This window comes from Pseudomonas sp. FBCC-B35 (genome assembly GCF_059133755.1).
In genome coordinates this window covers 2,748,440-2,769,110 of record NZ_CP101439.1, presented here as the reverse complement: position 1 = coordinate 2,769,110, position 20,671 = coordinate 2,748,440, and the positions used below count along the sequence as shown (strand labels likewise).

The following is a 20,671-nucleotide window of genomic DNA, read 5'->3' as shown; positions in this document are numbered from 1 at the left end:
TATCAGGAGCACCATGCCTCGCTTATCTTTCATCCTGACAGTCGCCATGCTGAGCGCCTTCGGCCTCGTCGCCTCGGATATCTACCTACCCGCGATGCCGGGCATGGCCACTGAATTTGGCGTTGCCAGTTGGCAAATGCCGCAAACCGTCTCGTTCTATTTGCTGGCACTGGCTTTTGCGCAGTTGGTTTATGGCCCACTGTCTGACCGACGTGGACGCAAGCCCGTGCTGCTGGCCGGTGGCGTTCTCTATCTGCTGGGCTCCATGGGCTGCGCGCTGTCCAGCAGCTACATGGGCTTTATAGCGTGGCGTATGGTAGAAGCGCTGGGAGCAGCGGCGGGGCTGGTGATTGGTCGCGCGTTGATTGCCGATACCTGCGACAAGCGCACTTCGGCGAAAGTCTACGCCGTGGTTTACCCCCTTGTGTCACTGTCGCCGGCCTTGGCCCCCGCAATCGGCGGGCACTTGGCCGTGGCGTTCGGCTGGCGAGCCGACTTTCTGTTCGTTGCCGCATTCGGGGCGCTAGCACTGCTTCTGGCACTGTTTGTATTGCCTGAAACGCTACCGGTCGCGACGCGTACCAGGACGGGACTCTTCGCCGGCTTCGGCCGCGTACTGGGTGACCGCAACTTTTGCCGCTACACAGTAGTGGTGTGTTCAATCTACTGCGCCTGGTTCGTTTATTTGACGCAGTCGCCATTTCTTTTCGTACAAGCAGGCTTGAGCGAGGCGCAAAGCGGGTGGCTGTACGTGCCGCTTACTTTGGGCATCATCGGAGCTAACCGGTTGGCCCGGCGGTTGCTTGACCGCTTGCCTTACGACCGTATTGTCGCGATAGGCATTACCTGCTTCGTACTGGGCGCCATGGGTTTTCTTCTGGCTTATACCATGGGGTGGCGCAGCGTGACGGCCGTGGTGCTGCCGATGTGCCTGGTCAGCCTGGCCAACGGCTCGTCGTTGTCGCTGGCGATTTCGGGGGCTATCGCCAGCGAACATGGGCATGCGGCCACTGCATCGGGGTTGGTGGGGTTTTGCCAGATTGGCAGCGCAGCCGTTGTGGCAATGGGTGTGAGTGCGGTATCAGGCACAGGGTTTGGTGTACTCGCCGGGGCGGTGGCGGTGTTGAGCTGTGTGGCATTGTCTGCGTGCAACCCTTTGGCCTATCGCAAGCAACCGGCGCAGCGAGGGTAGCGCGCTCGGGTTGGCCTGCACGCTTAATGCTGGCTCAGCGCTTCGCCCAGTTGCGCGTCGTCAAGCAAGGCCTTGGCCATCGCGCAGAGGTAGTGGGAAGCCCAGATCAAGTGCTGCTTGTCTTCCATCAAGCCGTCAAGGGTCATGTCCCGAGCGTAACCCATCAGCTCCGAGGCCTGCTCGCGGGCCATCTCACAGGGTATACCGGGCTCGATACGGAAGAGAGGGCTTGTTTGGTCGGTGCCCTGATAGAAGGTGGTTTGGCCAACGGTAAACGTGGTTTCTTCTCCGGACATCTTCGTTCTCCTCAAAAGGGTGCAGTGCTTGCACGAGCCACATCGCTGGCGAACCAACACCCAGCGGGGTGAACGGACGATTCGCCATGCGAGCGCACTTTTTAACAGTTACGGGTCAATGGCAGATTGGATGCTTCGGTCGCATCTGGACATGCGTTACCGCTGACTCGAGCAGAGCCTTCAGCGTCTCGAGTTCATGCAGAGAGGTCAGCATCAGCACCGAAGCGGGCGACCTGAAACCCAGTGACATGGCCTGTTGCACCACGGCGGCCGCGCACGTGGCGTATTCGGTGGCCTGGACCAAAATGTCTTCAAGGGAGCCACTGTGAAGAGGGGGATCGGGGACGATCTTGAGCATGGTTCAACTCCAACGTGGAAGGAGGAACTACCACATTCAGGCCGTCAAGCAATGAGGGTGGTAGCTGTACGCGGGTTGACGGACCGAGACGTTGGCACTCGGCGCACCACAGGGTGCCCGCACGTACAGCCACCATAAAGTGTGCACATGAGGCAGCGTTCTCGGTCCGTCAAAACCGGTCGCTGAATTGGCAGCGACCCGGCGAGACTAGAATCCACACCGTTCATGTGCAACAACAAATGGGCGCAGGGAGTATCTTTGGGAAATGGCCTACAGGGAAGGGCTTAAATCTGATTTTTTCGCAATGCGATTGCTGCACTGTCACCCCTTGGCGTCTTCGATGATTGAACACACGGACCTAGCTCATCCACCTTTGTCCAATACCTTGGTACGTTCGCCTATGGGCAACATGGATATCGAACCCACGCGTCAGTACCTGAAATCACTCATCACGCCAGACCAGGGCCGGTCATGACTTATCGCACGCGCACGCTTTCACTCCTTATCTTTTTTTGTGCAGCCTCGCTTACTGCCTGCGTGCCGTGGAAACGGGAGCGCGCAGCGTACGCGGATGTTTGCGAAACGAAGCACGAATTTCAGGTTGCAGGCCTGCCAGACGGCGGAGCCATCCACCTCGAAACCTACCTCTATGACTACTCCGCGCGCTGGCGCGACGAACCATTCGAGCAGGTGCTGCATGTACAGTACCCAGGGGAAAAATACCCGCGACCGGAATTCTATGTACAACTGATCGCTTACAACGAGGGGCGTCAGCGGCCTGCGTCCGGTTCCGCACGCGGGGCCGCGCCGATACCCATCCTCTATGACAGCCGGCAGGCGTTCATCACCCTCAATGACGGTTCGCGATTGAATGCCAGACCCGAGCTTTATCTGGGTGGCCCGGTATATGACTATCCGACATTCGCGCCGCAGCAGGCGCGACCTTCGCCGTATGACATCAACGCAGACGAAGTGCACAGCAAAATTCCGAAGATCACCAACAACAAGCGTTACGGGTCCGTTTATGTGATTTTCCCGACGGACACGTTTGACGCCGAGTCCAAGTGGACCATTCACCTGGGCAATCTGCAGGTGCAGGGTCAGGACGTCGCCATCCCACCGTTGCAACTGTGCTATCAACCGGTCAAGACGTGGATCGGGATCGAGCCGCTGATGCGCCCCTGAGTGAGCGCGGGCCGGAGGTAATGTGATCTCTCTGTTTGAGGCAGCGTTGTGCCGCTATGGGCTGGCGCCCCTGCACAACCGCAGGGGATTGATCTTGTGCGAGCGCGTGCGCAGCCCATCCAAGGCTGCCTGGCAGCCCCGGATGTAGCAGTCACTATGGCGGGCAGGGGGCTCTACCCCCGCCGCTCCTCAGAAGCGAACCGTGATCCCGGCATTGACCGAATGGAACCGGGAATCAGAGCCAAACTGCCCTTGATACGACAGCCCTACATCGGTCTGACGGTTCAGCTGCACCTTCGCCCCCACTTCAGTGAGTGCCACGTTTCGCGTCTGGGCAATCCCTTGCACCTCGAAGTTCGGTCCGCCTGCAAACGCCTGCTCATTGCGTGGGTCCAGGTCGCCGTAGGCTCGGCGCCAGCCCAGGGAGCCGAACAGTTGGGTATCGTGATTGGCCACGCGTGTGTGGGTCGAGGCCCGCATGCCGACCGTGGAGAACCAGGTGTCCTGTTTCTCGCTCGACACGTTCAGGGCCGCTGCGCCGCCCTTTTCGCGGAAACGGTCGGCGTCGTAGTTCACGTAGGACACCCCTACGAACGGCTCCAACGCCACCGCGCCCAGGCCGATGCGGTAGGCCGCTTCGCCACTGGCTTGCAGCGTGTTGGCGTCGCGCTTGCCCTTGAGATGGTCGCTGTAACCGGCAAACGCAACGTTGCGGCTGCTGTCGAGCTTGTGCCAGGTGTAGCCCACATCTGCACTCAGGCGCAGCGCGTCGATCTGGGCGCCGGTGTACAGGCCCAGGTGATAGTTGTCGCTGTGACCCTTGGCATCGCGGTCATCGGCATCGAACTTGGAGCGGCTATAACCGCCGTACACGCCGGCACGCCAATCCTGGGTGATGCTGCCGTCTGCGCCGATCAGCACACCGCCGGTGCGTTGGTGCAAGCCGCTGGCGCCGTTGTTGCCATCGAGCTTCGACCAGTTGCCGAACACTTGTGCCCATGCGCCGCCTTGCGCCTCTGGGGTGGCCGGCATCAGGTTCGATGCCCCTGTCGGCATGCGCACGGTGTTGTTGTCCAACAGACCCCGAACGCGGGTGCCGAGCACCCCAGACACGACCTGACTGTTGGCAATCAGCGCGGTGCCCGTGCTGCTGTGGTAATCACCGGACAGCTGATCGATGGCATTGCGGGCACTGGCTGCATCCAGTACCAGCAAGTTGTTGTAAAGCCGCAGGGGGTCGCCGCTTTGTTGCAATCCACTCAGGGCACCCGCCGTATTCCACTGGTTCTGTGTGAGCGCCACGGTCTGGAAGATGCCCGGGGTGCCTGTCGTTGGCGGTTGAACAGGTGGCTCGACCGGCGGCTGTACCGGGGGTTCCACGGGTGGCTCGACCGGGGGCTGCACCGGGGGCTCGACGGGCGGTTCTACAGGCGGCTGCACCGGGGGTTGGACAGGTGGCTCGACCGGCGGCTGCACGGGCGGCTGCACGGGCGGCTGCACGGGCGGCTCGACCGGGGGCTCTACAGGTGGCTGTACCGGCGGTTCCACGGGAGGCTCCACAGGCGGCTCCACAGGCGGCTCCACAGGTGGTTCGACAGGCGGTGTAGTGCCTTTCTGCGCAATGGTCAGGTTCAGTTCATTGGCGGTGCGCTGCAGGCTGACATTGAGAAATGCCGAGTTGGTGAACGCCTGCGCATACGCGGTACCTGCTGCTGCGCCCTCCACCACGCCGCCCTGGGCGGCCAGCAGGGTGTAGGTCTGGCCGGTCTGATAGCTTTGCGCATCGTTGAGGGTGGTCACGTCTACACGCGTACCGCGCAGGGTTGCGCTGCCGCTGACGTTAACCCGGTCGGCGCCGCCATTGCCTGCAATGTCGGCGGCGTACCTGGAGCCTTCGGCCATGTCCAGGTCGCCCTTGATGTTCAAGGTGCCGAGTGCCGCTTCACCTGGCGACAGCGTACCGCCCGAGGCTACCTGCGTGCTCCCGACCTGTCCGTTACCGGCCAGCACGCCACCTGCCAGTACTTGGGCACGGTTGCTGTAGTTGCCAGAAGCGTCGGTATGCCCGACGGTACCGTTGACCACCAAGGTGCCGTTGCCCACACTCAGCAATGACGTGCCTCGTGGGTTGGTCTGGTCTACATCGCCGTCGAGTACCAGCCGCCCGCCACGCACTACCGTGCTGCCGGAAAGGCCCGTCAGGTCGCCGCCCAAGGTGGTGTCGCCACTGAACGCGTACACACGGCCCGCGCCACTGATGCGGTTGTTCACTTGCAGGTTGCTGTCGGTATGGTTGAACGCCAGCGCACCGCTGCCGGCGCCGAAGCGAATGGCGGTTTGCGGATCGAGACGGCCCGCCGCCTGGGCAGAACCGGCGCTGATGGCATCGATGTCGGTACGCGCATCGTCCCGCACGACGGCACCACCGATGCTTAGCGTGCCACGGGCGGCGGAGTTGATGCTGGTCAGCTCGCTGATGTCGATGCCGTCGGCGCTGCTCAGCTCGGCGCCGTTGGACAGGGTCAGGATGGTGCTGGATGTCGTGGTGCCCAGCGTCATGGCGCGCGTGGCCAGACGGGTGCCTTCACCGGAGACATTGACCTGGGTGTTACGGCTGACGTTGGCCGAGCCCAGCGCCATGGAGTCGCTGGTCAATACGGCGCCGTCGCTCAGGCTCAGGTCGTTGCGGTTTCTGAAGGTGCCGGTGTTGTCCCAGCGGGTGCCAGCGCCCGACAGTTCGCTGATCGAGTTGATGGCCACGCGCTCACTGACCAGTTGCCCACCATCCTTGAGGTTGATGCGCGAGTCGTACAGGAACACGCCACCGGACGTGACGTTGACGGTGTCTACTTTCGAGCCCTGGCCGCTGACCAGCAGGTTGGCCCGCGACAGGGCGTTGCCGGCATTGCCATTGTCACTCAATTGCAGGTCCCGCACCGACACCTGCCCACCGCCAAGCACGTTGAGAGTACCTTGCCCGGCGCCACCGATCACGATGGTGTTACCCAGCACCGCGCCGGTGCGTGGCACGTTCCAGCGCGTACCAGGGCCCTGCACGATGACCGTGGCCATCGCCGTGCTGGCCGCGTCGTTGGTGGACGACCCACCGATTCGGCCGCCGAAGCTGGTGACCTGGGCGCCATTGTTGAGCGTAAGCGTGGACGGCGTGCCGTTGCTGGGGCGCAGCACCACAGCGCCGTCAATGCCTCGGTCGCTGCTGAAGGTGTCCTGACCGCTGTCGAGCACATAGTCGGCCGCGTACGCGCCGGGGGCCATGGCGAGCGTTATCGCGAAGGTGAGGGGGGATAACTTGAACAAAGGGTTCATAACGACTCCGGAGACTCCATGAGATGCCACCTGCGTGGCCACCGAGCCCGAAGGGCTTGGTGTTCCTGTATACGGCGGTTAACAGGGGGAGTATCGGGAGCGACCCAAGACGGTGAAATAGTACGAGTGTGCTAGTGGGGCGCCCACTGTGACGCACTGCACACTTCTCAGCCACAGGTGGCCGATCCGCCGCGTTCAAAGGCTGTTACGCCAGTAATGGCCTTTTGGTTATGGCCCTAGGCCCTCAGCTCGCCGGGTCCTGCCCCAGCACCTTGCTCAGCGCCACACGGGCATCTTCGAGCTGCACCAGGGAGGCGTGCCGGGCGCCAAGCGCATCGCCGTTCTGGATAGCTGTCAAAATGGCTTTGTGTCGGGGGAGGGCGAGCTCATCAAAATTGGGGCGCTGGTTGGAAAAGCGCACTGATTCGCGCAACGCCATCGACAGCATGTTGCACAGGTAGGCGAGCAGGTCATTGTGGGTGGCGTCGGCAATACGGGCATGAAAGTCCAGGTCTGGCTGCAGCCGCTCATCCGGGGTACGCGCTGCCTCCATTCTTTGATAAGCCTCGCCAATCGACGCTACGTCCTCTGTCGTGGCATTGGTGGCGGCCAAGGCGGCGGCAGCGGGCTCAATGACCCAGCGCACGCTGGACAGGGTATTGAAGAACTCCTGTTGCGGCGTTGCCTGCATCAGCCAGTGCAGCACATCGGGGTCGAGCATGTGCCAGTCATGGCGGGGTCTGACCAGGGTGCCGACGCGGGGGCGCGCTTCTACCAGGCCCTTGGCCGTGAGGGCGCGCATGGCCTCGCGAAACACCGGCCGACTGATCGCGTAGGTTTCGCACAGGCTTGCCTCGGACGGCAGCTTCTGCCCTGGGGCGAGTTGGCCGGACACGATCTGCAGGCCCAGGTCCTGGACCAAGGTAGCGTGCATGCTCTTGCGCGTTGAGGGCTGGCGGTAGTTCATGGGGGTTGTGCGAGGTCCTTCTGGCGGGGCTCGCATCATAGCACTGATAAATGCAGGGCTGTTTTGCAGCGCCTTGAGGGCGGACAGAGGTGGTCCCTGCGGGCCTCGGCGCTCTAGCGGGCGCGGGAGCTGTCGGTGCATGGACGGCTCCACGGCCGCTAGAGCGGCAAGCGGCACTGTGCGCCCCTATTGTATTGAGCCAGTCACGGCCCCGCTTGGGGTAATTTCCCTGGGCTAGTGAGAGTGCTTGGGCACCGCCGCCCCGCGGCAGCCGACGAGAAAGTCGAAGTCGCAGCCCTCATCGGCCTGCATCACATGGTCCAGATAGAGCTTGGCATACCCCCCGGTAATCAGCTGTGGCGGTGGCTGCAGATCCGCCAGGCGGCCGGCCAGCTCCTGCTCGTCGATGTCCAGGTGCAAGCGGCCTTGCTGGCAGTCCAGCTCGATCCAGTCGCCTTCGCGTACCACGGCCAGGGGCCCACCTGCGGCAGCCTCTGGCGCAACGTGCAGCACTACGGTGCCATAGGCCGTGCCACTCATGCGCGCGTCTGAGATGCGCACCATGTCGGTTACGCCTTGGGCAAGCAGCTTGGCCGGCAGCCCCATGTTGCCCACCTCGGCCATGCCGGGATAACCCTTGGGCCCGCAATATTTCATCACCAGGATCGAGTTGGCGTCCACATCCAGGTCTGGGTCGTTGATGCGAGCCTTGTAGTCCTCGAAGTGCTCGAAGACCACGGCGCGCCCCCGATGCTGCATCAGCGCAGGCGTGGCCGCCGAAGGCTTGAGCACTGCGCCCTTGGGCGCCAGGTTGCCCCGCAGGATGCAGATACCCCCGTCGGCCACCAGGGGTTTGTCCAGCGGGCGGATGACGTGCTCATCATAAAGTGGCGCGGTGTGGCAATTGTCCCACAGGCTTTTACCGTTTGCGGTCAGCGCAGTCGGGTTGGGCAGCAGCCCATGCTCCCCCAGGCGCCGGATCACGGCCGGCAGACCGCCGGCGTAATAGAACTCCTCCATCAGGAAACGCCCCGAAGGTTGCAGGTCGACCAGCGTCGGCGTACCCCGTCCCACCCGCGTCCAGTCCTCCAACTGCAGGTCTACGCCAATGCGCCCGGCGATGGCCTTGAGGTGAATGACGGCGTTGGTCGAGCCACCAATGGCTGCGTTCACCCGGATGGCATTTTCGAAGGCTTCGCGGGTGAGGATTTTCGACAGCCGCAAGTCTTCGCGCACCATGTCCACGATGCGCATGCCCGACAAGTGCGCCAACACGTAACGGCGCGCGTCCACGGCAGGGATGGCGGCGTTGTGCGGCAGCGAAGTGCCCAGCGCCTCAGCCATGCAGGCCATGGTCGAAGCCGTACCCATGGTGTTGCAAGTGCCGGCTGAGCGCGACATGCCTGCCTCGGCAGAGAGAAATTCGTTCAGGTCGATGTGGCCGGCCTTATAGGCCTCGTGCATCTGCCACACGATAGTGCCGGCGCCAATATCCTTGCCTTTGTGCTTGCCGTTGAGCATCGGCCCGCCGGTCACCACGATGGCCGGAACATCACAGCTGGCCGCGCCCATCAGCAACGCAGGCGTGGTCTTGTCGCAACCGGTCAGCAGCACCACGGCATCGACCGGGTTGCCACGAATGGCTTCTTCCACATCCATGCTCGCCAGGTTGCGCGTGAGCATGGCCGTGGGGCGCAGGTTGGATTCACCGCTGGAGAACACTGGGAACTCGACCGGGAAGCCGCCTGCTTCCAACACGCCTTTCTTGACGTGCTCGGCGATCTTGCGGAAATGCGCGTTGCACGGGGTCAGCTCCGACCAGGTGTTGCAGATGCCGATGATCGGTTTGCCCTGGAACTCGTGGTCCGGAATGCCCTGGTTCTTCATCCAGCTGCGGTACATGAACCCGTTCTTGTCGGCGGTACCGAACCATTGGGCGGAGCGCAGTGAGGGCTTGCTATCGGACATGATGGACACCTTATTAGTATTACTATTTGTCTTTATGCCGCCAAATGTATCGCCAAAAAACGAACATGTGAAGGCTTGTCGTTTTAAATAGTAATACTATAAGATCAATTTCCTAGGTCAGCGGTCTGCCAAAAAACCTCGGCCTGGTGTTGTACCCATTACAAGAACAATTGGAGACATCGCCATGATTCAGGAGCAGCGGCTCGTCCGCCTGATCACACTCAAGCTCATCCCTTTTCTGGTCCTGTTGTACCTGGTGGCCTATGTCGATCGCTCGGCGGTCGGCTTTGCCAAGCTGCACATGGGCGCCGACATTGGCCTGGGCGATGCTGCCTACGGCCTGGGCGCCGGGTTGTTCTTCATCGGCTATTTTCTGTTCGAAGTGCCCAGCAACTTGCTGCTGGACCGCTTTGGCGCACGCCGCTGGTTTGCGCGCATCTTGCTTACGTGGGGCGCCATCACCATTGGCATGGCATTCGTGACCGGGCCGAACGGCTTCTATGTGATGCGCTTTCTGCTAGGGGCAGCCGAGGCGGGGTTCTTTCCGGGGGTGCTGTACTACATCACTCAGTGGTACCCCGTGCGTCATCGCGGCAAAATTCTGGGTTTGTTCATCCTTTCCCAGCCGTTGGCGATGCTGGTCACAGGGCCGCTTTCCGGCGCATTGCTGGGTCTGGACGGCACCTATGGCCTGCACGGCTGGCAATGGCTGTTCATCTGCATCGGGACCCCTGCGGTGCTGTTGGCCTGGCCCACCCTGCGCCTGCTGCCCGATGGCCCGGCCAAGGTACGCTGGCTCAGCGACGCGCAACGCACCTGGTTGCAGGAACAGCTGGCCGATGACCTGCGTGAATACGGCCAGACCCGCCACGGCAACCCGCTGCATGCACTCAAGGACAGCCGCGTGCTGCTGTTGGCGCTGTTCTACCTGCCCATGACCCTGAGCATCTACGGGCTCGGGTTGTGGCTGCCCACCTTGATCCACCAGTTCGGCGGCAGTGACTTGGTCACCGGTTTCGTGTCGGCGGTGCCCTACCTGTTCGGCATCATTGGTTTGCTGGTCGTGCCGCGCAGCTCGGACCGCCTCAACGACCGTTACGGTCATCTTGGCCTGCTGTATGCCCTGGCCGCAGCGGGGCTGTTCCTCAGCGCCTGGTTGAGCGTGCCGGCGTTGCAACTGGCGGCACTGTGCCTGGTGGCGTTCGCCTTGTTTTCGTGCACGGCGATCTTCTGGACCCTGCCTGGGCGATTCTTCTCCGGGGCCAGCGCTGCGGCCGGCATTGCCTTGATCAACTCGATCGGCAACCTGGGCGGCTACCTGGGCCCATTTGGCATCGGCGCCTTGAAAGAACACACAGGTCACCTGTCGTCCGGGCTGTATTTCCTGGCCCTGGTCACCCTGTTTGGGGTGCTGCTTACCGGGGTTGTCTACACCCGGCTGGAGCGCCGACAGCGTGATGCGGCCGCTCAAGTGGCCGGCGCCTCCCGATAATTTTTCGCAACCGACAAGCGAGTACGACCATGCGATTGATCCAATTTGAAACCGCCACCGGCCAGCGCCATGTCGGCGTGGTGGAAGGTGAGTACGTGTTGCGCGTATGTGGCACCGACACCACCCGCGAGCTGGCCCAGCAGGCCATTGCCGCTGGCCGGACCCTGGCCGACCACGTGCAGGTATTGAGCCTGGGTGAGCGTCACGATTACCGGGCGCTGTTGGCCGAGGGCCGGGTGCTGCCGCCGCTGGATCACCCCGATCCTGCCCATTGCCTGGTGACCGGCACTGGCCTGACCCACTTGGGTAGCGCCGCCACGCGCGACAAGATGCATCAGCAGCAGGCCCAGGACGCCGTGACCGACAGCATGCGCATGTTCCAATGGGGCATGGAAGGCGGCCGGCCACCTGCAGGGCAGGTGGGCGCACAGCCGGAATGGTTCTACAAGGGCGACGGTGCCATCGTCGTGCGCCCGGGGGCAGACCTGCCGCTGCCGGCGTTCGCCGAGGATGCCGGAGAGGAGCCTGAGTTGGTCGGCCTGTACCTGATCGGCCCTGATGGCACGCCCTATCGCCTGGGCTACGCGCTGGGCAACGAGTTCTCCGACCATGTGATGGAGCGGCGTAACTACCTTTATCTGGCCCACTCGAAGCTGCGCGCCTGCAGTTTCGGACCGGAGCTACGGCTGGGTGCGCTGCCGGCGGACCTCGAAGGGACCAGCCGCATCCTGCGTGATGGCCAACCGGTATGGAGCAAGCCCTTTCTGTCGGGTGAGCAGAACATGTGCCACAGCTTCGAGAACCTGGAGTTCCATCACTTCAAATACGACCAGTTCCTGCGACCTGGCGATATTCATGTGCACTACTTCGGCACCGCGACGCTGTCGTTCGCCGACGGCATCCAGGCTCAGCCCGGCGATACCTTCGAAATCAGCCTGTCGGCCTTCGGAGAGCCGCTGCGCAACGCCATTGCGCCAGCAGCCAAGCAGGTGCGGCCAGGGAGGGTGAAAAGCCTGTAAGCCCACCTCTGTCATTCAGAGTACGTGCCCCGTGGCCCAGGGAAGCGGTCACGTGCGGCCACTTCAATTTCTTAATTCAGGAGTCATCATGACTGGAAGCAATTTCATTGGCGGCCAACGCAGCGCCGCGGGCAGCGTGCGCCTGCACAGCCTCGATGCCTGCACCGGGGAGGCCCTGCCGGTCACCTTCAGCCAGGCTACCCCCGAAGAAGTGGACGCAGCAGCCCAGGCCGCCGAAGCCGCTTTCCCCGCATACAGTGCCCTGGCGCCCGAGCGCCGCGCGCAGTTTCTCGACGCTATTGCCGATCAGCTCGATGCATTGGACGACACCTTCGTCGCCACCGTATGCCGAGAAACCGCCTTGCCAGCAGGGCGTATCCAAGGCGAGCGTGCCCGCACCAGCAACCAGATGCGCCAATTCGCCAAGGTGCTGCGGCGCGGCGACTTTCTTGGCGCCCGCATCGATCGCGCACAACCCCAACGCCAGCCGCTGCCACGGCCTGACCTGCGTCAGTACCGCACCGGCCTGGGTCCGGTGGCGGTATTCGGCGCCAGCAATTTTCCCTTGGCCTTTTCCACGGCCGGTGGCGACACCGCCGCTGCGCTGGCGGCAGGGTGCCCGGTGGTGGTCAAGGCGCACAGCGGGCACATGGCCACGGCCGAGTGGGTCGGCGAAGCCATCGAGCGGGCCGCTGTGGCGACCGGTATGCCCGCTGGCGTGTTCAACATGATCTACGGTGGGGGGGTAGGTGAGGCCTTGGTGCGCCATCCGATGATTCAAGCCGTAGGCTTTACTGGCTCGCTCAAAGGTGGGCGTGCCCTGTGCGACATGGCGGCTGCTCGTGCGCAGCCGATACCGGTGTTTGCCGAAATGAGCAGCATCAACCCGGTGCTGGTGCTGCCAGGTGCGCTGCAAGCGCGTGGCCCACAGATCGCCCGGGAGCTGGCCAACTCGGTGGTGATGGGGTGTGGGCAGTTTTGCACCAACCCGGGGCTGGTCATCGGTATCGCTGGCCAAGCCTTCAGCGACTTCCTGGCGCAATTAGGCGCGCACCTGGGTGACGAGCCTAGCCAGACCATGCTCAATGCCGGAACCCTGCGCAGCTATTGCGCCGGCGTCCAGCGCCTGCACCAGCACCCAGGGATACGCCACCTGGCCGGGTCCGCACAGGAAGGCAACCAAGCCCAGCCCCAGTTGTTCATGGCGCAGGCGAGCCTTTTGTTGCAGGGCGATGAAGTGCTTCAGGAAGAAGTGTTCGGACCTACCACGGTCGCCATCGAAGTGGCTGACGAAGCCGAACTGCGCCGGGCCCTCGAAGCGCTGCAGGGGCAACTGACGGCCACGTTGGTCGCTGAGGCTGAAGATATCCAGCGCTTCGCCGCGCTGGTACCGGTGTTGCAGCGCAAGGCCGGGCGCCTGCTGGTCAATGGCTACCCGACTGGCGTCGAAGTGTGCGAGGCGATGGTGCACGGCGGGCCTTACCCCGCTACATCCGATGCGCGCGGTACTTCAGTAGGCACCCTGGCTATCGACCGCTTCCTGCGGCCCGTCTGCTTTCAAGACTATCCGGACGCGCTGCTGCCCGACGCCCTCAAGAACGCCAACCCGCTGGGCCTGCTGCGCCTGATCGACGGGCAGCATAGCCGCGAGGCGCTTGCATGAAGGCTTGACGGTACTGGTACCTGAGTGTGTGCCGTCTGGTGAGGGTCAGGCGGCGCTTGCTTGATGAACCCCATTCAGTCAGTCCACCGCCACAGCGGCTCGTCCAGCAGGCCCACGTCTTTGAGTTGCGTCTTGCCTTGCACCTTGTCCAGGGCTAGCAGGTTGCAATCCTCACATTGGCTGAGGGCTTCGATCAATGGCGCGCTGTGCGACACGACCCACACCTGGCTGTGCTCGGACGCGCGAATGATCAGCCGGGCCAAGGCCGGCAGCAAGGCTACATGCAGACTGGTCTCCGGCTCATTGAGCACCATCAGGGCCGGTGGCCTGGGCGTCAGCAGGGCGGTCATCAGCAGAAGATAGCGTAAGGTCCCATCCGAAAGTTCTGCGCAGGTCAATGGCCTGAGCAATCCATGCTGGAGCAGCCGTACGCAGAATAGCCCGCCAGGGGGAGCATCGATGTCCAGGCGGCTGCCGGGGAACGCGTCCTCCAGCGCGGCATTGAGGCCTTCCACGTCACCGATTTCAATGATGGTCTGCAAGGCGGGGGCAAGGTTACGCCCGTCATGATGCAGCACTGGCGAGCGGGTGCCCAATTGGGGCTGGCGGCAGGGTGCATCCCGATCGATCCGAAAGTGATCGTAAAAACGCCAACTGTTGATGAAGGCGCGCAACTGCCCGATTTCCGGTGCCTGCCGTGGGCGGCCCACCACACTGAAGAAGCTTTCGCTACTGTCGGCATGCTGATCAAGTATTGTCCAGGCGTTACCTTCACGAGCCTTCACCAACGCATTCTTGCGCTCGACCAGCGCCGAGGCAGGTCGGTAAGCCCCACCTGCCCAGATGGTCTCACTTTTGATTTCCGGATCGAGGATGAAGGCTGAGGGGTAAGCCAGGGGGATGGGCAACCCCAAGGAGATGGCGAATCCGTAATCCTCGGTGGCAAAGCCCAGCCGCAGGCGACGGGCATCGCGCGGGTGCTGCCCCTGGATCGGCACTTCACCGCGCATCATGCGTGCACTCGGTTCCGGGCCCGCCCACCAGGTCGAGTCCAGCCCACCTTCGCGGGCGAGTGCCTGGATGACCCCGCCCTGTGCCGTTTCGGCCAGCAGGCGCAGCGCTTTGTACAGATTCGACTTGCCGCTGCCGTTGGCTCCGGTTACCACGTTGAGCTGGCCCAGTGGCAGGACAAGGTGATTGATGGAGCGATAATTGCTGATGGCCAGGGTAGTGAGCATGGCGTTCTTCCCATCGACGATGGTGCAAGTTTGGCCTCAATCAAGCACCGAGGCCAACCCTTGCCCATGTCGACCAGCCGACGCGGGCCAATCGCTGACGGCGATGGCTAGATCCACAGATCATTAGGCGCCGTGCGCTCACCGCCCTCATGGCCAGTGTTGAGGACGCCACATGGCTCGATCATCAGCAGCTTGGCCTCGCCCTCGGCCGCTGTTCGATGCTGTACACCCCGCGGCACCACGAACAACTCGCCGGGCGCTACATGGACGCTGCGTTGCGGCAGGTCGATGCGCAGCGTCCCTTCGAGTACCAGAAAGGCTTCATCGGTTTCCGGGTGCGCATGCCAGATGAATTCCCCTTCGATGCGTACAACCTTGAACTGGTAGTCGTTCATCTGTGCAACAACCCTGGGGCTCCATTGGCTGTCGATCATCGACGCTTTCTGGTTCAGGTTTATCGGATGGGGCTGAGTGTGTTGACTGGATTCGTACATGGTGGTTACTCCTGGTTGGAGCACGCAGCCTATTGCAGCTCAGTGCCTGCACGCTTGTACGATCCTGCACGTTGCTGCCCTGGCCGCAGGCGTTCGAGCCAGCGTAGCGGCGACACCCCATAACTGCGGGTGAAGTGTCGGGTCATGTGGCTCTGATCGTGAAAGCCTGCCGCCAAGGCAGCGTCGACCAGGGTGAAGCCATCGAGCAACAACCGACGCACATTGTCCAGTCGCCTCAGGGTGACGAAGCGATAAGGGCTGGTGCCGTACAGGGCCCGAAAGTCCCGAGACAGGCTCCATTGCTCACGGCCGCTGGCGTGCTCGAGCATCTCCAGGGTGATGCCCAGGTGCAGGTGCTCCAGAATGAACGCCTTGGCGCGTTCGGCGGACCGGTAATCCAGGCGCTTGCGCCCGCGTGGCTTGCCCGCGACAGCGCGCAGCGCCATGGCCAGGTCATAGATGGCGTCTTGCTCTTCCAGCTGCTCGAGGGGATGGTCCACAGCCTGCACAAACGGTTCGCTAGCATGGAACAGGCGCGGGTCACTGGAAAGCCCGCCAGGCACGAACGGTAGCGGCTGCCCGCCCAGTGCGGCCTGAATCAGCGCAGGGTCGATGTAGGCCATGCGGTAGCGAAAACCTGCCTCGGTGCCGGCCATGCCGTCGTGCAATTCATCGGGGTGCAACACCAGCGTGTTGCCCGCAATGCCGTGGCACAACGAGCCTTTGTAATGAAAGCTCTGTACCCCGGCCAAGGTACGGCCGACGGAGTAGGTGTCATGCCGATGAGGATCATAGCCATGACTACCGAACCACGCTTCGATCCGCTCGACAGCCCCATGTTGCTGGCTGCGGATGACCCAGTCCGAAACCGGGGGCATGTTGGACGAACGTTTCATGGCACAGGTCCCGGCGGTTCACGGAAAGGAAAGACAACGCGCTATCATAAGCCCCAATCCACCTCACCAGAACCCACCATGAACCGTCAGAAGAAAATCAAGCAACTGCTCAAGGCACACGCCAAGAAGGCCAGCGCCAAGCTGGCACCGCGCAGTACCAAGCCCAAGTACATCAGCAAGGCCGATCGCGAGAAGCTGGCGCTGCAAGCGGCCGCGGATGCCGCAGCGCAGCGCGATTCGCAGGCCTGAACCTCAGGCGTCTGACAGGGTTTCTTCCTGCTTGTAGATCCTGAAGCCGCGCGCCTGGTAATTGCCCAGCGCGGCAGGGTGATCCAGGGTGCAGGTATGCACCCATACACGCTGCGTGCCGGGCCAAGCCCAGGCGCTACGCACCGCCTGGCTCAACAGCGGACCGCCAAAGCCTGCGCCCAGAAATTGCGGGGCCAAGCCGAAGTAGCGGATCTCGGCGTTGCTCCCATCAGGGCGATACAGTTCGTAATAACCGGCAATGGCGCCCCGGTGATAAGCCACCCAGGTGCGGTGAGCTTCCTGCTCGACCTGCGCCTGCCACTGCGCCTCGCTCCAGGCGTCCAGGTCGCCCCACGACCAGGGCGTGCCGACCAACGTGTACAGAAAGCGGTTGAAGGCTGGTTGTGGCACCTCGCATTCGACGATATGCAAATCCGGGCGCTGGGGCTTTTCCACCAGTTCGTCTGGCGAGGTCATTTCAAGGTAGTACGTGGTGCAGGGTGTTTGCATCGTTCATCTCGCGTCGTCCACTGAACAGCTTGCCAGCATGCCTGTGGCTTAGCGCCTTTGCCACCTGCGGATGGGATCACGACAGGCGTGCTGGGTTGGCAAGCGGTCGACTGTCGTTGTTGCAAACGCTGGTTTGGCGCAGAACGCCGTCAAAAGCTTCCGATTGAACGTTTCAGCGCGCAGGTACGTCGGTATTTCTAGTCTTTTGCTTTGGAGGTTTCCATGAAATATCGCGCACTCGGCAACACCGGTCTGTTGGTTTCGGAGCTGGTCATTGGCACGGTGCCTTTCGGCGGACGAGGCTCGTTCGAGAAAACCGGCAGCGTCGATGTGGACCTGGCCAAGCGCATGTTCGCGGCCGCGTTCGACGCCGGGGTCAACCTGGTGGACACCGCCGACCTGTATTCACATGGGCTGGCCGAGGAAATCGTCGGCAAGGCCTTGGGCGAGCGTCGCCAGTCCATCATCCTGGCCAGCAAGGCGCGCAGCCCGATGAGCGACAACCCCAACGACAGCGGCGCTTCGCGCTATCACCTGATTCGCGCATGCGAGGCCAGCTTGAAGCGCCTGGGGACCGACCATATCGACTTGTATCAGATCCACAATTGGGACGGCGTGACGCCAGTGGAGGAGACCCTGGCAGCACTGGATCATCTGGTGCAAAGCGGCAAGATCCGTTACTTCGGTACGTCCAACTACACTGCCTGGCAAATGATGAAAACCCTGGGCAGCGCGCAATTGAACGGCTGGCAACAGCCTGTTTCACAGCAGATCTACTACACGCCCGAATCGCGTGAGGCCGAGTACGAGTTGCTGCCGATGGCGATTGACCAAGGCTTTGCCACACTGGTCTGGGGCCCGCTGGGTGAAGGCCTGTTGACCGGCAAGGTCCGTCGTGGCCAGCAGACGCCCAAGGGCACACGTCAGGGCAATGACTGGCCGGAACCCTACGTGCACGATCGTGAGCGCGCCTACGACATCATCGAGACCTTGATCGCGGTCGGCGAACGCCACGGTTGCTCGCCGTCACGCGTCTGCCTGGCCTGGCTGAAGGATCGCCCGGGTATTACCAGCGTGATTACCGCTGGCCGCACCCTTGATCAACTGCAAGACAATCTGCAGGCGGCAGACCTTGTATTGACGCAAGAGGACCTGAAGCAGATCGAACAGGCCACACGCATCGCGCCGCAGTACCCCTACTGGCACCGCATTGCCGCTGGCATGGACCGCATCGATCCTGCTGAAGCGCCGTTCATCGAGCTGTACCGAGAGACCATGAAGTAGTCTGCGCCGCCGGATACCGGGTCGTCTTGCCTGCTTGGCGAGGCGATCTCGGGAGTTGTGTGAATTATTTCCTGTCTCACCGGTCAAGTAATGAGTCCCCAACCTAGACCGAGGTGCTCATGCACGCCTTCACTGTTCGCTACTCGCTCAATGGCAATTCGACCGACCATACTTTTGAGTTGGACCAGCCTGAGCTGGCCCTGCACGAGGCCGCCTGGCACCTGATCGTGCTGCACTTTGGCGACGGCGAGAACAGCCTGGTGATGCCTTCGGCCGACGCCACGCCCAATGAGATCCTGGCGCAGGCCGAGGTATTGGGGTTGACGGACATCGTGGTGGCCTAAGTAGCTGGCTAGTGGGCTCAAGGCGGTACTGGCTTAATCCCAGGAGGGAGCGGCCGGTCCGGCGCCCCGGCAAGACGGCTCCTACACGAGATGTGCAGGGCTTGAAAGAGCGCGCAAGGTACTCAGCACCCTAAGTCAGCTCGCAGTCATCACCTTCGCCATGACCACCGTTCGCTCGTCTCCATAGCGCACTTCACGAACGGCCGTATAACCTAGCCTGGCATAGAAACCTTGAGCAGTGAGTGAAGAAGGCACCTGCAACTGCCGTACCCCAGTGTCCCGCGCTTCTTGCTCGATGTAGCCCATCAGTTGTTCGCCAAGACCCTGGCGCTGGTAGCTCGGGTCAACGAATACACTTCTCACTACGCTCTTCTCAAGACTTGCCGTTGCGACGACCACGTCGCTCTCCAAGGCCACCCATACAACCCGCCTGTCCAGCAATTGGACCACGGCTTGGGGCGTGAAAGCGCGCGCCACGCGCGCCAATGTGGCGGCGTCATAGTCTGCTGCGTTGCTGTGGCGCAGTGCAGCCAGGATAACCCGGCTGATGCTTTCAGCGTCCAGGACGCTCGCCGCTCTGATCACCCTTGCCATCAACCTCGTCCCCCCTCGATTGCGACGGACGGGCTTCGACCCGATCGAACCCCTGCGCCCGCGCTGTTCTCGAATAACTGTAGGCCTCATCCATTCTTTCGAGGTACGCGGCAATGAACAGAGATCCCATGGCACAGGACGGCGCTGACGATGACATGCCCGTTTCACCGGACCCGTCGGTGAACCCTGACAACCCGACCATACCTGATCCGGACGATGATCCGCTCATGAACGAAGAGGAGGGTGGAGACATGGAGGATTCCGAGCAGCCGCCCATGGATGTGAATACGCCCAGAGAATAACGGGCGTCGTTAAGTGTCCAGCCACGCCTCGCCGATTTGGCACGGATGCCAGCGGCAACCGCTTTGACCAGACTCACGCTATTTCAGCGCCTCAATCAGGAGAATGCATATGCCGATCGACAATAATGGTCCTGCAGCACCCTACCCAGGCCCGGCGCAGAACAGCCCGGACACAGGCGAGGGGCACGGTTCAGGCCTTGAGCAGACCCCTTCGGAACCCAAGCAAGGTGCCGGCCACGCTGGCGGCGAGCGCCCCGAGGACTGGAATCCACCCCCAGGTAATCCAGGCTCTGACCAGGACAGCCAGGTGCCACGTGACAATGGTACCGCACGCACCCATGAAGACCCTGGCGCAGGGGATGCAGCGCTCGAGGAAGACATGAAGGACGTGGAAGCGAACAACTCGGTGTCGCAAGAACACCCGTGATACAGGGTTAAATCCGAGGCGCTGGGGCTGACCACAGCGCCTTTGGACAGCGCTAGCGGCGGCGCAGCAGGCCTGCCAGCGCTACCGTCAACGCAACCGCCGTGGCCATTGCCAGCACAATGGTCGGCATGACCCCCAAAGCCCTCATCAGACCCGACAACATCAGGTAGAACGCCAGCACACCCACTGCGCCTATGGCGTTGCCGCGCACCATGGCCGCCATCCCCGCGCGCCCGTTCTGCACGTGAGCAAATACCATCAATGGCCAAGCGATGACCGGGATTGGCGCGAGCATGCCGCTGGTCTGGGGTCCAAGCCAGGCTGCCAGGTGCGTGGTGATCATCAGCAACGCCGTTGCCGAGATCATGCGCAAGGGGATTTCCCAGTAACGATGCCGTACACGTGCCAGCGCCTCAGGCCTGGGTTCACGCCCGCTGGCGACGATCAGAAGTACGATCAGCGCCAGCGCTACGCCTATCGACACATACAAATGGCCCCAGTGCGTAAGCACATAGGCGACCAAGCCGTAGAAGACGATCGCCAAGCCCGCAGCAGCCCCGATGGCAAGCCTGCGTGTTGCATACAGGTAGAAGGCGTAGGTAGCGAGCACGGCTGCCAGGCCGCCCAGTGCTCCGGGCACGGCGTTCAGGGCAAAGTCTGTCCCTTGCTCCAGGCTCAGGAAGGTCATCACCAGCCCCGACGTGATGGGCATGCCCGCCAGTAACCCCCCTAGCAACCCACCCCAGCGCCTGGAAGCGAGAGAGATGGCCCACATCAGCAAAGGGGTAATGGCAAGTTTCAGGTAGAACAAGGTCATCGCGGCGCGTTCCGGCTCTCAAGACAGTGCCGACTTTACCCTGTTGAAT

General features: G+C 62.4%; 21 protein-coding genes. 10 read left to right on the top strand and 11 right to left on the bottom strand.

What is annotated here, in order from left to right; all coding sequences use genetic code 11:
* Positions 1–13 precede the first annotated feature (13 nt).
* Positions 14–1,192: a multidrug effflux MFS transporter gene (locus NMB38_RS12615; protein ID WP_104926306.1), complete on the top strand. Its 1,179-nt coding sequence runs from the start codon at positions 14–16 to the stop codon at positions 1,190–1,192.
* A 23-nt stretch (positions 1,193–1,215) separates the two neighbouring features.
* On the opposite strand, the gene NMB38_RS12610 is transcribed toward NMB38_RS12615, so the two are convergent.
* On the bottom strand, positions 1,216–1,488 hold the full coding sequence (locus tag NMB38_RS12610; RefSeq protein WP_028686410.1) for a DUF3077 domain-containing protein: 273 nt from the start codon (positions 1,486–1,488) through the stop codon (positions 1,216–1,218).
* A gap of 115 nt (positions 1,489–1,603) precedes the next feature.
* Positions 1,604–1,846: a hypothetical protein gene (locus NMB38_RS12605; protein ID WP_027916055.1), complete on the bottom strand. Its 243-nt coding sequence runs from the start codon at positions 1,844–1,846 to the stop codon at positions 1,604–1,606.
* Between the two features lie 471 nt (positions 1,847–2,317).
* Between NMB38_RS12605 and NMB38_RS12600 the strand changes: the two genes are divergently transcribed.
* Positions 2,318–3,031 (top strand): hypothetical protein, encoded by a 714-nt coding sequence (locus tag NMB38_RS12600; RefSeq protein WP_049695840.1) that lies wholly within the window; start codon positions 2,318–2,320, stop codon positions 3,029–3,031.
* A gap of 189 nt (positions 3,032–3,220) precedes the next feature.
* Here the strand turns inward: NMB38_RS12600 and NMB38_RS12595 are convergent, their stop codons facing one another.
* From NMB38_RS12595 to NMB38_RS12585, 3 genes are all read right to left on the bottom strand, one after another.
* Positions 3,221–6,358 carry an autotransporter domain-containing protein gene (locus NMB38_RS12595; RefSeq protein WP_140174223.1) on the bottom strand — a complete coding sequence of 1,046 codons (3,138 nt, stop codon included), beginning with the start codon at positions 6,356–6,358 and terminating at the stop codon, positions 3,221–3,223.
* A 244-nt stretch (positions 6,359–6,602) separates the two neighbouring features.
* Entirely contained in the window at positions 6,603–7,325 is a 723-nt protein-coding gene (locus tag NMB38_RS12590; protein ID WP_027916052.1) for a FadR/GntR family transcriptional regulator, read from the bottom strand.
* A 234-nt stretch (positions 7,326–7,559) separates the two neighbouring features.
* Positions 7,560–9,293, bottom strand: a complete 1,734-nt coding sequence (locus NMB38_RS12585; protein ID WP_027916051.1) for an IlvD/Edd family dehydratase — start codon at positions 9,291–9,293, stop codon at positions 7,560–7,562.
* Positions 9,294–9,477: 184 nt separating this feature from the next.
* On the opposite strand from NMB38_RS12585, the gene NMB38_RS12580 reads away from it, so the two are divergent.
* From NMB38_RS12580 to NMB38_RS12570, 3 genes are all read left to right on the top strand, one after another.
* A complete protein-coding gene (locus NMB38_RS12580) occupies positions 9,478–10,785 on the top strand; it encodes an MFS transporter (protein ID WP_027916050.1) in 1,308 nt (435 codons plus the stop codon).
* Positions 10,786–10,814: 29 nt separating this feature from the next.
* The gene (gene araD1, locus NMB38_RS12575; protein ID WP_132578402.1) at positions 10,815–11,804 is read left to right on the top strand and encodes an AraD1 family protein; all 990 of its coding nucleotides are present in this window, start codon (positions 10,815–10,817) and stop codon (positions 11,802–11,804) included.
* An 88-nt stretch (positions 11,805–11,892) separates the two neighbouring features.
* On the top strand, positions 11,893–13,467 hold the full coding sequence (locus NMB38_RS12570; RefSeq protein WP_027916048.1) for an aldehyde dehydrogenase (NADP(+)): 1,575 nt from the start codon (positions 11,893–11,895) through the stop codon (positions 13,465–13,467).
* Between the two features lie 74 nt (positions 13,468–13,541).
* On the opposite strand, the gene NMB38_RS12565 is transcribed toward NMB38_RS12570, so the two are convergent.
* The 3 genes from NMB38_RS12565 to NMB38_RS12555 form a co-directional block, all read right to left on the bottom strand.
* Positions 13,542–14,705 (bottom strand): AAA family ATPase, encoded by a 1,164-nt coding sequence (locus tag NMB38_RS12565; protein WP_027916047.1) that lies wholly within the window; start codon positions 14,703–14,705, stop codon positions 13,542–13,544.
* Between the two features lie 107 nt (positions 14,706–14,812).
* On the bottom strand, positions 14,813–15,199 hold the full coding sequence (locus NMB38_RS12560) for a cupin domain-containing protein (protein WP_027916046.1): 387 nt from the start codon (positions 15,197–15,199) through the stop codon (positions 14,813–14,815).
* Between the two features lie 29 nt (positions 15,200–15,228).
* Positions 15,229–16,095: an AraC family transcriptional regulator gene (locus tag NMB38_RS12555; protein WP_049695843.1), complete on the bottom strand. Its 867-nt coding sequence runs from the start codon at positions 16,093–16,095 to the stop codon at positions 15,229–15,231.
* 78 nt (positions 16,096–16,173) lie between these two features.
* Between NMB38_RS12555 and NMB38_RS12550 the strand changes: the two genes are divergently transcribed.
* A complete protein-coding gene (locus tag NMB38_RS12550) occupies positions 16,174–16,344 on the top strand; it encodes a DUF2986 domain-containing protein (protein WP_080992843.1) in 171 nt (56 codons plus the stop codon).
* Between the two features lie 3 nt (positions 16,345–16,347).
* On the opposite strand, the gene NMB38_RS12545 is transcribed toward NMB38_RS12550, so the two are convergent.
* Positions 16,348–16,854, bottom strand: a complete 507-nt coding sequence (locus tag NMB38_RS12545; RefSeq protein WP_027916044.1) for a GNAT family N-acetyltransferase — start codon at positions 16,852–16,854, stop codon at positions 16,348–16,350.
* A gap of 222 nt (positions 16,855–17,076) precedes the next feature.
* On the opposite strand from NMB38_RS12545, the gene NMB38_RS12540 reads away from it, so the two are divergent.
* Together NMB38_RS12540 and NMB38_RS12535 are read left to right on the top strand one after the other, a co-directional pair.
* Positions 17,077–18,138 (top strand): aldo/keto reductase, encoded by a 1,062-nt coding sequence (locus NMB38_RS12540; RefSeq protein WP_027916043.1) that lies wholly within the window; start codon positions 17,077–17,079, stop codon positions 18,136–18,138.
* 119 nt (positions 18,139–18,257) lie between these two features.
* Positions 18,258–18,482, top strand: coding sequence for a hypothetical protein (locus NMB38_RS12535; protein WP_027916042.1), 225 nt, complete (start codon positions 18,258–18,260; stop codon positions 18,480–18,482).
* A 135-nt stretch (positions 18,483–18,617) separates the two neighbouring features.
* Here NMB38_RS12535 and NMB38_RS12530 read toward each other — a convergent pair whose 3' ends face one another.
* A complete protein-coding gene (locus NMB38_RS12530) occupies positions 18,618–19,076 on the bottom strand; it encodes a GNAT family N-acetyltransferase (RefSeq protein ID WP_104926301.1) in 459 nt (152 codons plus the stop codon).
* 113 nt (positions 19,077–19,189) lie between these two features.
* Between NMB38_RS12530 and NMB38_RS12525 the strand changes: the two genes are divergently transcribed.
* Both NMB38_RS12525 and NMB38_RS12520 read left to right on the top strand, forming a co-directional pair.
* Complete coding sequence (locus NMB38_RS12525; RefSeq protein ID WP_033695128.1) at positions 19,190–19,378, top strand: hypothetical protein; 189 nt, start codon at positions 19,190–19,192, stop codon at positions 19,376–19,378.
* Between the two features lie 109 nt (positions 19,379–19,487).
* Positions 19,488–19,805: a hypothetical protein gene (locus tag NMB38_RS12520; RefSeq protein ID WP_027915713.1), complete on the top strand. Its 318-nt coding sequence runs from the start codon at positions 19,488–19,490 to the stop codon at positions 19,803–19,805.
* 52 nt (positions 19,806–19,857) lie between these two features.
* Here the strand turns inward: NMB38_RS12520 and NMB38_RS12515 are convergent, their stop codons facing one another.
* On the bottom strand, positions 19,858–20,622 hold the full coding sequence (locus NMB38_RS12515; protein WP_104926300.1) for a hypothetical protein: 765 nt from the start codon (positions 20,620–20,622) through the stop codon (positions 19,858–19,860).
* Between the last annotated feature and the right edge of the window lie 49 nt (positions 20,623–20,671).

Excerpts from the sequence above, each read along its gene's own strand:
- NMB38_RS12615 (WP_104926306.1), top strand. The coding sequence starts at position 14 with ATGCCTCGCTTATCTTTCATCCTGACAGTCGCCATGCTGAGCGCCTTC.
- NMB38_RS12570 (WP_027916048.1), top strand. The coding sequence starts at position 11,893 with ATGACTGGAAGCAATTTCATTGGCGGCCAACGCAGCGCCGCGGGCAGC.
- NMB38_RS12540 (WP_027916043.1), top strand. The coding sequence starts at position 17,077 with ATGAAATATCGCGCACTCGGCAACACCGGTCTGTTGGTTTCGGAGCTG.
- NMB38_RS12595 (WP_140174223.1), bottom strand. The coding sequence starts at position 6,358 with ATGAACCCTTTGTTCAAGTTATCCCCCCTCACCTTCGCGATAACGCTC.
- NMB38_RS12580 (WP_027916050.1), top strand. The coding sequence starts at position 9,478 with ATGATTCAGGAGCAGCGGCTCGTCCGCCTGATCACACTCAAGCTCATC.
- NMB38_RS12545 (WP_027916044.1), bottom strand. The coding sequence starts at position 16,854 with ATGCAAACACCCTGCACCACGTACTACCTTGAAATGACCTCGCCAGAC.
- NMB38_RS12535 (WP_027916042.1), top strand. The coding sequence starts at position 18,258 with ATGCACGCCTTCACTGTTCGCTACTCGCTCAATGGCAATTCGACCGAC.
- NMB38_RS12610 (WP_028686410.1), bottom strand. The coding sequence starts at position 1,488 with ATGTCCGGAGAAGAAACCACGTTTACCGTTGGCCAAACCACCTTCTAT.
- NMB38_RS12515 (WP_104926300.1), bottom strand. The coding sequence starts at position 20,622 with ATGACCTTGTTCTACCTGAAACTTGCCATTACCCCTTTGCTGATGTGG.
- NMB38_RS12520 (WP_027915713.1), top strand. The coding sequence starts at position 19,488 with ATGCCGATCGACAATAATGGTCCTGCAGCACCCTACCCAGGCCCGGCG.
- NMB38_RS12585 (WP_027916051.1), bottom strand. The coding sequence starts at position 9,293 with ATGTCCGATAGCAAGCCCTCACTGCGCTCCGCCCAATGGTTCGGTACC.
- NMB38_RS12565 (WP_027916047.1), bottom strand. The coding sequence starts at position 14,705 with ATGCTCACTACCCTGGCCATCAGCAATTATCGCTCCATCAATCACCTT.
- NMB38_RS12560 (WP_027916046.1), bottom strand. The coding sequence starts at position 15,199 with ATGTACGAATCCAGTCAACACACTCAGCCCCATCCGATAAACCTGAAC.
- NMB38_RS12600 (WP_049695840.1), top strand. The coding sequence starts at position 2,318 with ATGACTTATCGCACGCGCACGCTTTCACTCCTTATCTTTTTTTGTGCA.
- araD1 (WP_132578402.1), top strand. The coding sequence starts at position 10,815 with ATGCGATTGATCCAATTTGAAACCGCCACCGGCCAGCGCCATGTCGGC.
- NMB38_RS12550 (WP_080992843.1), top strand. The coding sequence starts at position 16,174 with ATGAACCGTCAGAAGAAAATCAAGCAACTGCTCAAGGCACACGCCAAG.
- NMB38_RS12590 (WP_027916052.1), bottom strand. The coding sequence starts at position 7,325 with ATGAACTACCGCCAGCCCTCAACGCGCAAGAGCATGCACGCTACCTTG.
- NMB38_RS12530 (WP_104926301.1), bottom strand. The coding sequence starts at position 19,076 with ATGGCAAGGGTGATCAGAGCGGCGAGCGTCCTGGACGCTGAAAGCATC.
- NMB38_RS12525 (WP_033695128.1), top strand. The coding sequence starts at position 19,190 with ATGAACAGAGATCCCATGGCACAGGACGGCGCTGACGATGACATGCCC.
- NMB38_RS12555 (WP_049695843.1), bottom strand. The coding sequence starts at position 16,095 with ATGAAACGTTCGTCCAACATGCCCCCGGTTTCGGACTGGGTCATCCGC.
- NMB38_RS12605 (WP_027916055.1), bottom strand. The coding sequence starts at position 1,846 with ATGCTCAAGATCGTCCCCGATCCCCCTCTTCACAGTGGCTCCCTTGAA.